Below are 13,009 nucleotides of genomic sequence, written 5' to 3'. Positions count from 1 at the left end.
TATGCCACGTTTTAAACTCACCCTTGAATATGATGGCTCAAATTACGCTGGCTGGCAACGCCAAACAGAACTCCACACCATACAAGGGGCTCTTGAACAAGCTATTTTTCATTTTTGTGGACAACAATTAACCATTACGACAGCTGGTCGAACTGATGCAGGTGTGCACGCTACGGGGCAAGTTGCACATGTTGATTTTGAAAAAAATTGGCACACGCACACTGTACGTGATGCACTCAATGCGTATTTACAAAAACAAGGAGAAGATATTTCGATCTTAAATGTACAAAATGTCCCCGATAACTTTGATGCACGATTTTCCGCAGTTAAACGCCATTATCTTTTTAAAATCCTTAATCGCCGCTCACCACCAGCTCTAAACGCCAAGCGCGTGTGGTGGTTGCCAAAACCCCTCAATGCTGAAGCCATGCATGAAGCTGCCCAAAAACTTGTAGGACAACACGATTTTACCACTTTCCGCTCAGCCCATTGCCAAGCAAAAAGCCCCATTCGTACCCTTGAACGCCTTGATGTGCAAAGAGAAGGAGAGGAGATTTTCCTCTATGCACAAGCCCGTTCTTTTCTTCATCATCAAATTCGTTCATTTGCAGGAAGCCTCATGGAAGTTGGTATCGGTCGCTGGACAGCACGAGATCTTGAAGCGGCTCTTCATGCTAAAGACCGTAAACGTTGTGGTGTCGTTGCACCACCTTCAGGGCTTTATTTGACCAAAGTGGAATATTAATCATCCTGCAAAAGTTACTTCTTCAATAGCAATTAAGGAAGCTTATAAAAAGAACGAATTTCTTCAAAAGCTTCCGCTGCTGTATTGACAAATGTCATCAGTGTGAGGTCATCAGGAGAGATCGTACCTTGTGCTGATAAATAATCAAAATTAATAACATTGTTCCAAAATTCTTTGCCAAACATCAAAATTGGAACCTGTTTCATCCGTCCTGTTTGCATTAAAGTTAAAGTTTCAAATAACTCATCTAGGGTACCAAACCCTCCTGGAAAAATAGCTAACGCCTTCGCCCGCATTAAAAAATGCATTTTACGCATCCCTAAATAATGAAAATTAAAACATAAATGCGGAGTTACATAAGAATTAGGCATTTGCTCATGTGGTAAAACAACATTTAAGCCAACCGTTGGTGCACCAACATCAGCGGCACCACGATTTCCTGCTTCCATTACCCCTGGTCCTCCCCCCGTGATAACCACAAACTCACGATACTGTGTCGTGGCAGAATAGCATGAACACAAACGCGCAAATTCCCTTGCTTCATCGTAATAATGTGACATAGCATGTAAATTTTTCTTTTGCGTTTCATTTTTTGCCGACCACGCTGCTTGTCCAGATTCGGGAATACGCGCACCACCAAATAAAACAATTGTTGATTGAATATTATATTCCTGAAGCACTATTTCTGGCTTTAAAAACTCAAGACCAATGCGTTGTGAGCGTAACTCAGGACGCATCATAAACTCTTGGTCGATATACGCCAAACGATAAGTAGGCGAATGCATTTGTACTGAATCAGGAACTTCATGCATCTGTTGTAGAGCATCTTTTACATGGAGAAGTGGCACCCAATTCTTTTGTTCTTTTTCTCTTTTTTCTTTGTCAGCCTTTTTCATGCCTTGTCCTATTTCCTCATCGTTTTATTGACTAAACACATTTCTTCGCGTAGGTCATAAAAATACATCTTGAAGCTTTCAACTTATTTAACGGAACTTTGATCATGACTTATCTTACACAACTTGAGATGATTATTGAAAAAGCATTTAACGATCGCAATTCTATCACCACTACCACAAAGGGGGAAATTCGTGAGAGTGTTGAACACGCATTAAACCTTCTTGATAAAGGTGAAATCCGCGTAGCGGAACGTCAAAAAAATGGACAATGGCATGTTCACCAATGGTTAAAAAAAGCCGTCCTTCTCTCTTTTCGGCTTAATCCTATGCAAATTATTGCCGGTGGGATAGATGGAACATATTGGTGGGATAAAGTTCCTTCGAAATTTTCTGGTTGGCAAGAAGCTGATTTTAAAAAAGCCGATTTTCGTTCAGTGCCTGGAGCTATTGTACGCCATTCTGCCTATGTTGCTCCCAATGTTATATTGATGCCATCCTTTGTAAATCTTGGTGCCTTTGTCGATGAGGGAACAATGGTTGATACATGGACTACTGTTGGCTCCTGTGCACAAATTGGAAAAAATGTTCATCTTTCTGGTGGTGTCGGTATCGGAGGTGTTTTAGAACCATTGCAAGCAAACCCAACAATTATTGAAGATCATTGCTTTATCGGTGCTCGCTCTGAAGTCGTTGAAGGTTGTATTATTCGTGAAGGTGCAGTTTTAGGGATGGGAGTCTTTATTGGCAAATCTACAAAGATTATTGATCGTACAACAGGCGAAGTTTTTATAGGCGAAGTACCTGCCTATTCTGTTGTAGTTCCAGGCTCTCTTCCTAGCAAACCATTGCCAAACGGTGAAGCAAGTCCAAATCTTTATTGTGCTGTCATAGTGAAACGCGTTGACCAAAAAACACGAGAGAAAACATCTATTAACGATCTTTTGCGTGATTAAAAATACGCTTAAAAAGCCTTAGCCAATCAACAAAATGTAAAAGCACTATCAACGAGGGAGAATAATCTTTTTTTCATTATTTACTCATTTTAAGCGCTTGAATAAAAGCCGATTGCGGAATTTCTACTTTTCCGAATTGGCGCATTCGTTTTTTGCCTTCTTTTTGCTTTTCTAAAAGTTTGCGCTTACGTGTTACATCACCCCCGTAACATTTAGCCGTTACATCTTTACGCAAAGCACGAATTGTTTCACGCGCAATAATCTTACCGCCAATTGCTGCTTGAACCGGAATCTGAAACATATGCTGAGGAATAAGATCTTTTAGTTTTTCGCACATGGAACGCCCGCGCCTTTCCGCAATAGTGCGGTGCACAAGCATCGACAATGCATCAATAGACTCTCCATTCACCAAAATAGACATTTTAACTAAATCGCCTTCTGCATAATTCCTCATCTGATAATCGAAGGAAGCATAACCCTTTGAGATTGATTTTAAACGATCATAAAAATCAAAAACCACCTCATTCAGCGGCAAATCGTATGTTGCCATCGCACGCGCCCCAACATAGGACAAACCAACCTGTATCCCTCGCCGTTCTTGGCAAAGTTCTAAAATTGATCCAAGATAATTATCAGGAGTCATAATTGTAGCCCGAATCCATGGTTCTTCAATGGAAGAAATTTTAACAATATCAGGCATATCTGCTGGGTTGTGTAATTCTTTAACAGAACCATCATTCATATTCATGCGATAAACAACCGAAGGTGCTGTTGCAATTAAATCCAAATTAAACTCACGCTCTAACCGCTCTTGAATAATTTCAAGATGAAGAAGCCCTAAAAAGCCACAACGAAAGCCAAACCCTAAAGCCGCTGATGTTTCCATTTCAAAGGAAAAACTTGCATCATTTAAGCGCAATTTTCCCATTGCTGCACGCAAATCTTCAAAATCAGCTGCATCAATGGGAAAAAGTCCACAAAAAACAACTGGTTGCGCTGGTTTAAACCCAGGTAACGCTTCTGCACAAGAGTGGCGTTCTTCCGTAATGGTATCACCAACCCGTGTATCGGCAACTTCTTTGATAGAGGCCGTTATAAAGCCAATCTCCCCTGGCCCTAATTCATCAACTTGAATCATTTTTGGAGTAAAGACTCCAACCCGTTCAACTGGATATTTTGCTCCTGTACCCATCATGCGAATAGTTTGACCTTTTTTCAATACACCATCAATTACCCGCACCAAAACAATGACACCAAGATATGCATCATACCAACTATCAACCAACATCGCCTTTAAAGGTTCGTTAACATCACCAGTACGTGGAGGTGGCAATTGCATCACAATTGCTTCTAAAACATCAGGAACACCTAAACCCGTTTTTGCTGATATTTCCACTGCCTGAGATGTATCGATACCTATCACATCTTCAATTTGTTCTTTAACACGCTCAGGTTCTGCCGCTGGAAGATCAACCTTATTGAGCACAACAACCAATTCATGAGAATTATCAATAGCTTGATAAACATTCGCCAATGTCTGCGCCTCTACACCTTGGCTCGCATCCACAACCAAAAGTGAACCTTCACAAGCTGCCAATGAACGCGAAACCTCATAAGCAAAATCAACATGACCAGGTGTATCAATAAGATTTAAAATATAGGTTTCACCACTCTTTGCTTTATAGTGCAAACGTACCGTTTGTGCTTTAATAGTAATTCCACGTTCACGCTCAATATCCATGGAATCGAGCACTTGCTCTTTCATCTCACGTGTTTCAAGCCCTCCCGTCATTTGTATCAAACGATCAGCTAAAGTCGACTTTCCATGGTCGATGTGTGCCACGATGGAAAAATTACGGATATAATTACGATCTACTGTCATACGGGCGATTTAGCAAAGAATAGCACAAAACGCAAAGACCAATTACACCTCTTTGAAAACCTTTCAAGAAAATATAAATGGAAAGAGCTTCTCAAAACACAATTTCCTATAACCTAAAAAATGAAGCTTTTGTTTGCTAAACGAAGTATCAATAATTAAAAGTAATGCTATATGCCCGTACGATATTAGAAATGTGTATAAAGTTTAGACTTGTAATAAAATTTACAAAAAGTGTTGTTTTTTATTTGTATACAATAACCTACTTTTTTATCAATTTTACACAAAATAAAAAGACTTACACTCTTTAAAAAATTTCTTCTTTTAAAAGTGAAAAAGCGTAACGAATCTCTTTTAATTTATTTGAAAAAGGAGTAAAAGTCGATCTCTCCAAACAAAATATCACAAAGTAAAATCATGAAAAAAGAGAGAGAAGTTAATCAGCTTTTTCTCACTTTATCTTTTTTCCGCCATTGTGAAGGTTGTAATTCAGCCACGACAATCCCAATCAAGATGAATGCTCCTCCCAATAAAGCTAAAGGGGACAAACGCTCACCAGCTAAACGCCCAACAATGCCAGCCCATACAGGTTCACCTGCGTAAATGAGTGTTGCACGTGTAGGCGAAATAGACTTTTGTGCCCAATTCATCGCCAATTGAATGATAGCACTCATTAATGCCAATCCTAGACCAATACTCAGCCATACCCACGAAAATTCGGGAATGCTTTCACCCATAAAAGGCATACAAAAAAATGATAAAAGACCACTAAAAAATAACTGCATAATCGTTACGCGCCGGCTATCAACCTTATTAGCAAAAATTCCAATGAGTATAACCTCTGCAGCAATTGCTAAAGCACCTAACAAAGTCAGAATTTCACCCTTTGAAAAATCAAACCTTCCCGGCTTTTGTCCAGAAATAAGTACAAGCCCGATAAAAGCGAAAACGATACCGATCCAACAAGCTAAACGAGGTGGCTTTTTAAAAACAATCCATTGCAATATTGGAACTATAGGGACATAAAGCGCTGTAATAAAAGCCGACTGACTACTCATAATGGTTTGCAGCCCTGTAGCTTGCAAAGCGTAACCAAAAAACATTCCCAAACCAATAGCCATCCCAGCAAAAATTTCATAAACAGTTATATCTTTCATAGAGCGCCAAAAAATTGCCCCACACATAAGCGATGCAATAATAAAACGAAATCCCACAAAGAAGAGAGGGCCGCTATAGCGTACCGCTATGTGAATCACTAAAAATGTAATGCCCCACAATATTGTTGCAGTAAATAATGCTAATTCTGGCTTGCTCAATAAAGGATGTTTCAACTGTTTTATATTAATCATGAAAGGTTTTTCTCCTCCAGTTTTTCCGTATATCTTATGGAATAATAAGCGTTCCAGCTCCCTGTTCGGTGAACAGCTCTAGCAGGACAGAATGGGGAGTTTTGCCATTTAAAATGGCAACACCTTCGACACCATTTTGGAGAGCTTTTATACAAGTCTCTACCTTTGGGATCATACCATCTGAAATTGTTCCATTTTTTATAAGATTCTCAGCTTCAGAAATTGTCAATTTCTTTAAAAGTTTACTCTGTTTATCTAAGACACCAGAAACATCTGTCAGAAACAAAAGGCGTTTTGCCTCTAATGCACCGGCAATGGCTCCAGCAAAAATATCAGCATTAATATTATAGGTTTTGCCATCGCGACCTGGCGCTACAGGAGCAAGAACTGGAATCATTTCAGAACATGCCAAAAGATCCAGTAATGTGCGATCAACTTCAACAGGTTCACCAACAAATCCCAAATCTAAAACACGTTCAATATGTGAATCGGGATCAATTATAGTTTTATAAGCTTTTTCGGCAAAAACCATATTGCCATCTTTACCGCATAACCCTATTGCCCATTCACCCTCTGCATTGATAAGAGCAACTATTTCCTTGTTTATGGAGCCTGCCAAAACCATTTCAACCACTTCCACAATCCGCTCATCGGTTACACGCAAACCATTTTCAAACCGCGACTCAATTCCCATTTTCATCAAAATTTCTGCAATCTGAGGACCTCCACCATGAACAACAACGGGATTAATTCCTGATTGCTTCAACAGAGCAATATCACGCGCAAACGCTCGCCCCAAAGCAGGATCACCCATAGCGTGACCACCATACTTCACAACAACCGTTTCATTTTCATATTTTTGCATATAAGGTAAAGCAGACGATAAAAATGCTGCTTGTTTTTCAAAAACATCTGCAACATCGTTTTCAACATCATCCATTAAAAGGGCCTCCTCATCACTTTTTACCCTTTTTTAGTAGAGTTTAGAAAAAGTGAAAACAAATTTCAAAATAAGTTTTACTCTATCCGTTCCCCTAAAAGACACTTAATTTTTCTTTAAATTACGATCAAAGTAATAATGAGATAATAAAAAAGTAACTTCTTTTAAAAATTCGCATCGAAAAATTAATCAAAATAAGCGTACAAAATATCATTTCTTTATGATTTTATGTATAAAATTAGGAAGCAGAATTTAGAAGAACTGCTAAGCTATGCCGTACATTCAACTCATTATCTTTACTCTATTGAGCTTTAACAATGAATGTGGATGTATACAACCATTGATTTTATAAGACGAAAACAAGAATTCTTTATAGTGGTGAAATTAATCTCTAATACAAGAAATGACTCAACCGTAGATATACCAAATATGCTAAAGTCTTAACCTAGAAATTCATCTTTTTCACAATAATTAGAAATTAAAAAACACCACTCGAATGCTCTACCTCGTAGCAGCATAATCCAACTTTGTAATCTTATCAGACCATACAAATTTTCCTGAAACAACGCATGAAACTATGAAAATATTATAGTCATTTAAAGAAATCCCAATTCATTCAAATTCTGCTATATGTATTAACTAAGCCTTTGCTACCCCATCGGTTCCTATCTTTCACCAAGTGATTTTACAGTTTTAATTTAAAAGAAAAATGAATTACAAGACTCAAAGCAAAGTATATTTTTAGTGAAAAAACTATAAAATACCTTATGCTCTCTGGTAATAAAAAACTATAAAAAATATCCAATCTGGGCTCAAACAAAAACAAGAAGAATCTCCACTTTTTTCTAACGAGTGTGATGCAATAAAAAATTCAATTAAAATAATCTTTCAAGTGGCGTTTCCATACCTTAATTCTGTTGAGCATTTAATCATTTCGACCAGAAATATTCTCAAAAAACTCCTTCATCCGCGAAAAAAAACCGTGTGATTGCGGTGAATTCTCATGATTTGAAAGCTTTTCAAACTTTTGCAACAATTCGCGCTGCTCTTGTGTTAATTTCTGCGGTGTTTCAATAGCGATATGAATATAAAGGTCACCCCTTGCCTGCTGACGACGCAACATGGGCATACCTTTGCCTTTAAGGCGGAACTGACATCCATTTTGTGTCCCCTCTGGAATCTTAACACGTGCCTTGACACCATCAAGATCGGAAACTTCAAACTCTCCTCCTAAAGCCGCTGTTACCATTGAAATAGGAACGCGACAGTGAAGATCTGCCCCTTCTCGCTGAAAAAATTCATGTGGTTTAATGGAAAGAAAAATATAAAGATCGCCGCTAGGACCACCACGAATGCCAGAATCTCCTTCCCCAGAAAGGCGAATACGCGTACCATCTTCAATGCCAGCTGGAATATTCACGCTTAATGAACGCTTTTTTTCCATTCGTTTCGTCCCCTGACATTTTGGGCATGGATCCGTAATCGTTTCACCACGTCCATGACATGCAGGGCATGTTCGCTCAATAGAAAAAAAACCTTGGGCAGCACGCACACGACCAGCCCCATGACAAGTTCCACAAACTTGAGGCTTAGAGCCCTTTTTTGCACCCGATCCTTCACAGGCATCACAAGTAACAGAACTGGGAATATTAATTTGCGCAGTTTTTCCTGAAAATGCCTCTTCCAAAGTCACTTCCATATTATAACTCAGATCTGCACCACGCTCGCGACCATCACTACGCTTACGGTGTGCGCCTCCCATAATTTCGCCAAAAAAATCTTCAAAAATGTCCGAAAATCCGCCACCCGCAGCAAAACCACTAAAGGGATTTGCTCCTTCTCGGCCGTTATTTTCAAAAGCTGCATGACCAAATCGATCATAAGCAGCGCGTTTTTGAGGGTCTTTGAGAACTTCATAAGCTTCGCCGATTTCTTTAAATTTTCGCTCTGCCTCTTTATCCCCTGCGTTGCGATCAGGATGATATTGCATCGCTAACCTACGAAACGCAGATTTCAGCTTTTTATCATCACATTCGCGAGTTACGCCAAGAATTTCATAATAATCAACCTTCATCATGTATTCCTGATAATTTTTTGTTATCCATCTTAATGGATAATACTTGTTTTCAATTTATATTTTTAGTCACAAAGTTGCAACTCATCTCAAATAACAAAGCCCAGCCTTATATCCCAAAGGCTGGGTTTATTAATTTAATCAATACATTTGCTTACACTATTTCTTCTTGTCATTAATTTCTTCAAAATCAGCATCGACAACATCATCATCCTTGGTATCTGTTTCAGTGTTATCTGTTGCTGCTTGTGAAGCTTCATACATTGCCTGTCCAAGCTTCATGCTGACTTCTGCCAACTTCTGCATTTTTGCTGTCACTTCTTCAGTATCACTGCCATCAAGTGCAGACTTCAAATCAGATATCGCAGTTTCAATTTGTTCCTTTTCTTCAGTTGATACCTTGTCGCCATATTCATTCAATGATTTTTCAGTCGAATGGATAAGAGATTCCGCCTGATTTTTAGTCTCCACACCTTCACGGCGCTTTTTGTCCTCAGCCGCATGCTCTTCCGCATCTTTTACCATTTTTTCTATGTCAGCATCACTTAAACCACCTGATGCTTGAATACGAATTTGATGTTCTTTACCGGTTCCTTTATCCTTAGCCGACACATTCACAATACCATTCGCATCAATATCAAAAGTAACCTCAATCTGAGGCATACCACGCGGTGCTGGTGGAATACCAACGAGATCAAATTGAGCCAACAACTTGTTATCGTTAGCCATTTCGCGTTCACCTTGGAAAACACGAATAGTCACGGCATTTTGGTTATCATCAGCTGTTGAAAAAACTTGCGATTTTTTCGTTGGGATAGTTGTATTGCGTTCGATGAGACGTGTAAAAACTCCACCCAATGTTTCAATACCTAAAGATAAAGGTGTTACATCCAAGAGCAATACGTCTTTTACATCACCTTGCAATACCCCTCCTTGAATGGCAGCTCCCATTGCCACAACTTCATCAGGATTAACACCTTTGTGTGGATCTTTGCCAAAAAAGCTCTGCACAACCTCTTGAATCTTGGGCATACGTGTCATACCACCCACTAAAACAACCTCGTCAATCTCACCTGCTTTCAATCCTGCATCTTTCAATGCGGCTTTACATGGTTCAATAGTGCGCTGAACCAAATCATCAACGAGAGATTCAAATTTCGCCCGAGTCAATTTCATCGTTAAGTGCTTGGGGCCAGATTGATCTGCCGTAATAAATGGCAAATTGATTTCTGTTTGCTGTGAAGAAGAAAGTTCAATCTTTGCTTTTTCTGCTGCTTCTTTTAAGCGCTGCAATGCTAGTTTATCATTTTTCAGATCAATCCCTTGTTCTTTCTTGAATTCATCGGCAAAATAACCAACCAAGCGCATGTCAAAATCTTCACCACCTAAAAATGTATCTCCATTGGTTGACTTAACTTCAAAAACACCATCACCGATCTCAAGTACAGAAATATCAAATGTACCGCCACCGAGGTCGTAAACAGCAATAGTTTTTCCATCTTTTTTATCCAAACCATATGCTAAAGCAGCAGCTGTTGGCTCATTGATAATCCGCAAAACTTCAAGTCCAGCAATTTTGCCCGCATCTTTAGTAGCTTGACGTTGCGCATCATTGAAATACGCAGGAACCGTAATAACTGCCTGTTCAACTTTTTCACCAAGATAAGACTCAGCGGTTTCTTTCATCTTTTGCAAAATCATAGCTGAAATTTGTGATGGAGAATATTTCTTACCCGCTTCTTCAACCCACGCATCACCATTGTCACCTTTAACAATTTTATAAGGCACAAGCGCTTTATCTTTTTCAACCATAGGATCATCAAAACGACGACCAATCAAGCGCTTAACTGCAAAAACTGTTCCTTCAGGATTCGTAACCGCTTGCCGTTTAGCAGGTTGCCCAACAAGCCGCTCGCCTCCATCAGTAAAGGCAACAACCGAAGGGGTTGTCCGCGCTCCTTCTGAATTTTCAATAACCTTTGCGCTTTTGCCATCCATAACAGCGACACAAGAGTTAGTTGTCCCCAAATCAATACCAATTACTTTTGCCATATTATAATCTCCATTCAGCAAGCTCCCTCAACCTTCATCAAGCATCTTTCCAAGAAAGCTCCTCATAACACTTAAAGCCTGCATCTCACTTCAAGCTACACAAACAATAAACTGCAAGTCGCAACAAGCCTTTCTGTTTTGTATATAAGAACAGGCTCTTATCGCTACAAGAGAATAATGAGAACATTCTAAAAATAAAATTTTTCTTTTAAAAGAGGTGCTCTAACTTACGCATAAATGCTATTTTTATTAAGGAGGAAGGCATCGGAGCATATTTTTCCTACAATGCTTATAATCCTTTCCTAGCTAAATCTTTAATGACCGCCATATCATACGATCAATAACATTATCTATACCATTCAACCTCATCTTGCTAAGCACATAGTTCGTGAGGATATTATCTGTCCCTTTTCTCTTAACAATTCTGCCTCTAACAAACCTAATTATTCACTCTTATTTGCAAACTATATTTTGAATGCGTCCAATATAACCTTTTTTACCTGTATACTAAAAAGGATGCCTCCTTCGCCTTTCATACTGTTACCTCAAACCTTATCGTCTTCCTACAAAACTAAGAGACCTATATCTCCTATCTTTATTTGTATAATTCTGGCAATTCTCTCTTTTATTTTGAAAAAAAACTCTGCTAGAAATATATAAAAGTGAATATCACAAAGGAGGGTAAATCAATGATGATATTTATCGTTGGAAGCATAAAAGATCTCGTGTCTAAATATCCAGTTCTCGCACAATATCCACTCAAAAAACTTATCAAAAACGCAATGTGGGCTTTTCTCTTTGCTTTCATAGCCCTACCTGCAACCGCTCAACAATATCAAGTTGGAGATATAGAAATCCTTCACCCTTGGACGCGCGCAACGCCCAAAGGCGTAAAAACTGGCAGTGGTTATCTCTACATCATTAATCACGGTAGTACTCCAGATCGTTTGGTTTCTGTTTCAACAAAAGGGGTACAGACAACAGAAATCCACTCTATGGCAGTCGTTAACGATATCATGAAGATGGAAAAAATGCACAATGGCATTGAAATTCCAGGCAATGGTGAAATCACCCTTAAACCTGGGGGTGATCATATTATGTTCACGGGGCTTGCACAACCATTCAAGTTAGGTGACAAAATCAGCGCAAAATTGACGTTTGAGAAAGCAGGAACTATTGACGTTGATTTTTCTGTAAACCCTATAGGAGGAAGATCGTCTTCTAAATCAGCTCCTACGAACTAAGCTATTTTGTTGTCTTTATCACCATTCAATGCACATTTCAATATAACTCAATACAATAAAAAGAAGCGTGAAAATTTTCTTCACGCTTTCTTATTTTTTAGTATCACGGAGTGTACTGTAAAAAAAATTAAAAAACTATCCTGCGCTTGATTAAACGCGGTCAATTTTAGGAATGCGCAAAACTTGTCCAGGATAAATTTTATCAGGTGATTTCAGCATCGGCTTATTGGCTTCAAAAATAAGCATGTTTTTATCGCCTTGCCCTTTTCCATAGACTTCTTCAGCAATTTTCCAAAGATTATCACCAGATTTAACTTCATAAAAGTGAGAAATTTTCGTAGGTGTAGTATCTGTAATCTTTAACTGGTCAACATCAACAGAAGAGATGCCCTGCGAATTGCCAACAACCAAAAGTGCTTTTTCAAGAGTTTCTCTATCTGGAACTTCACCACTCAAAACAGCTTTACCGTTTTCAATTTGGATATTTACTTTTCCCGCGTCCAGTTGGAAATTATCAAATGCAGCCTTAAAATCCTTTTCTTCTGGCTCATGATCACCAATACCAAATTTCTCACCAACCGTTTTAATAAAATTAAAAAATCCCATTATGTCCTCCTTGTGTGCAGTGTACGCAAATTTTTGCGCATATGTCAGCACACTCTTTTCTTTGCTCTTAAAACAGATAGGCAAATTTCCTAAACTTCAACAATCAAAAGCAAACCTGTTCAATTCTGGGACAAAGACAGCAACAAATTTTGATAAAAAATGCCTTTATGAAAATTTTCTCTCAAGCAAAGGGATCTTAACATGTGCAAAAACATTATGAAATTACAAAGATAAAACAATCTTTTACCGTAAAAATGAAAGGTTTTTTACT

The 13,009-nt window shown here is 38.7% G+C and carries 10 protein-coding genes; 3 read left to right on the top strand and 7 right to left on the bottom strand.

Annotated elements, in window-relative coordinates:
• The first annotated feature begins 1 nt into the window (after position 1).
• On the top strand, positions 2 to 745 hold the full coding sequence (gene truA, locus MCO_RS02125; protein ID WP_007552317.1) for a tRNA pseudouridine(38-40) synthase TruA: 744 nt from the start codon (positions 2 to 4) through the stop codon (positions 743 to 745).
• Positions 746 to 777: 32 nt separating this feature from the next.
• Here truA and MCO_RS02120 read toward each other — a convergent pair whose 3' ends face one another.
• Complete coding sequence (locus MCO_RS02120; RefSeq protein ID WP_007552316.1) at positions 778 to 1,641, bottom strand: LOG family protein; 864 nt, start codon at positions 1,639 to 1,641, stop codon at positions 778 to 780.
• A 104-nt stretch (positions 1,642 to 1,745) separates the two neighbouring features.
• On the opposite strand from MCO_RS02120, the gene dapD reads away from it, so the two are divergent.
• A complete protein-coding gene (gene dapD / locus MCO_RS02115) occupies positions 1,746 to 2,594 on the top strand; it encodes a 2,3,4,5-tetrahydropyridine-2,6-dicarboxylate N-succinyltransferase (RefSeq protein WP_007552315.1) in 849 nt (282 codons plus the stop codon).
• 76 nt (positions 2,595 to 2,670) lie between these two features.
• Here dapD and lepA read toward each other — a convergent pair whose 3' ends face one another.
• The 5 genes from lepA to dnaK form a co-directional block, all read right to left on the bottom strand.
• Complete coding sequence (gene lepA, locus MCO_RS02110) at positions 2,671 to 4,476, bottom strand: translation elongation factor 4 (protein ID WP_007552314.1); 1,806 nt, start codon at positions 4,474 to 4,476, stop codon at positions 2,671 to 2,673.
• A 437-nt stretch (positions 4,477 to 4,913) separates the two neighbouring features.
• A complete protein-coding gene (locus tag MCO_RS02105) occupies positions 4,914 to 5,822 on the bottom strand; it encodes a DMT family transporter (protein WP_007552312.1) in 909 nt (302 codons plus the stop codon).
• 34 nt (positions 5,823 to 5,856) lie between these two features.
• A complete protein-coding gene (gene argB, locus MCO_RS02100; RefSeq protein WP_007552310.1) occupies positions 5,857 to 6,762 on the bottom strand; it encodes an acetylglutamate kinase in 906 nt (301 codons plus the stop codon).
• A gap of 925 nt (positions 6,763 to 7,687) precedes the next feature.
• Entirely contained in the window at positions 7,688 to 8,836 is a 1,149-nt protein-coding gene (gene dnaJ, locus MCO_RS02095) for a molecular chaperone DnaJ (RefSeq protein ID WP_007552309.1), read from the bottom strand.
• 159 nt (positions 8,837 to 8,995) lie between these two features.
• Positions 8,996 to 10,888: a molecular chaperone DnaK gene (dnaK, locus tag MCO_RS02090; protein WP_007552308.1), complete on the bottom strand. Its 1,893-nt coding sequence runs from the start codon at positions 10,886 to 10,888 to the stop codon at positions 8,996 to 8,998.
• A 689-nt stretch (positions 10,889 to 11,577) separates the two neighbouring features.
• On the opposite strand from dnaK, the gene MCO_RS02085 reads away from it, so the two are divergent.
• Complete coding sequence (locus MCO_RS02085; RefSeq protein WP_007552307.1) at positions 11,578 to 12,132, top strand: copper chaperone PCu(A)C; 555 nt, start codon at positions 11,578 to 11,580, stop codon at positions 12,130 to 12,132.
• Positions 12,133 to 12,282: 150 nt separating this feature from the next.
• On the opposite strand, the gene lysM is transcribed toward MCO_RS02085, so the two are convergent.
• Positions 12,283 to 12,738 (bottom strand): peptidoglycan-binding protein LysM, encoded by a 456-nt coding sequence (gene lysM / locus MCO_RS02080; protein WP_007552306.1) that lies wholly within the window; start codon positions 12,736 to 12,738, stop codon positions 12,283 to 12,285.
• Positions 12,739 to 13,009: the final 271 nt, after the last annotated feature.

The organism is Bartonella sp. DB5-6 (assembly GCF_000278115.1).
Taxonomy (GTDB): Bacteria; Pseudomonadota; Alphaproteobacteria; order Rhizobiales; family Rhizobiaceae; genus Bartonella; species Bartonella refiksaydamii.
This window is presented reverse-complemented; position numbering and strand designations above follow the sequence as displayed.

Excerpts from the sequence above, each read along its gene's own strand:
- lysM (WP_007552306.1), bottom strand. The coding sequence starts at position 12,738 with ATGGGATTTTTTAATTTTATTAAAACGGTTGGTGAGAAATTTGGTATT.
- argB (WP_007552310.1), bottom strand. The coding sequence starts at position 6,762 with ATGGATGATGTTGAAAACGATGTTGCAGATGTTTTTGAAAAACAAGCA.
- dapD (WP_007552315.1), top strand. The coding sequence starts at position 1,746 with ATGACTTATCTTACACAACTTGAGATGATTATTGAAAAAGCATTTAAC.
- dnaK (WP_007552308.1), bottom strand. The coding sequence starts at position 10,888 with ATGGCAAAAGTAATTGGTATTGATTTGGGGACAACTAACTCTTGTGTC.
- lepA (WP_007552314.1), bottom strand. The coding sequence starts at position 4,476 with ATGACAGTAGATCGTAATTATATCCGTAATTTTTCCATCGTGGCACAC.
- truA (WP_007552317.1), top strand. The coding sequence starts at position 2 with ATGCCACGTTTTAAACTCACCCTTGAATATGATGGCTCAAATTACGCT.
- MCO_RS02085 (WP_007552307.1), top strand. The coding sequence starts at position 11,578 with ATGATGATATTTATCGTTGGAAGCATAAAAGATCTCGTGTCTAAATAT.
- MCO_RS02120 (WP_007552316.1), bottom strand. The coding sequence starts at position 1,641 with ATGAAAAAGGCTGACAAAGAAAAAAGAGAAAAAGAACAAAAGAATTGG.
- dnaJ (WP_007552309.1), bottom strand. The coding sequence starts at position 8,836 with ATGAAGGTTGATTATTATGAAATTCTTGGCGTAACTCGCGAATGTGAT.
- MCO_RS02105 (WP_007552312.1), bottom strand. The coding sequence starts at position 5,822 with ATGATTAATATAAAACAGTTGAAACATCCTTTATTGAGCAAGCCAGAA.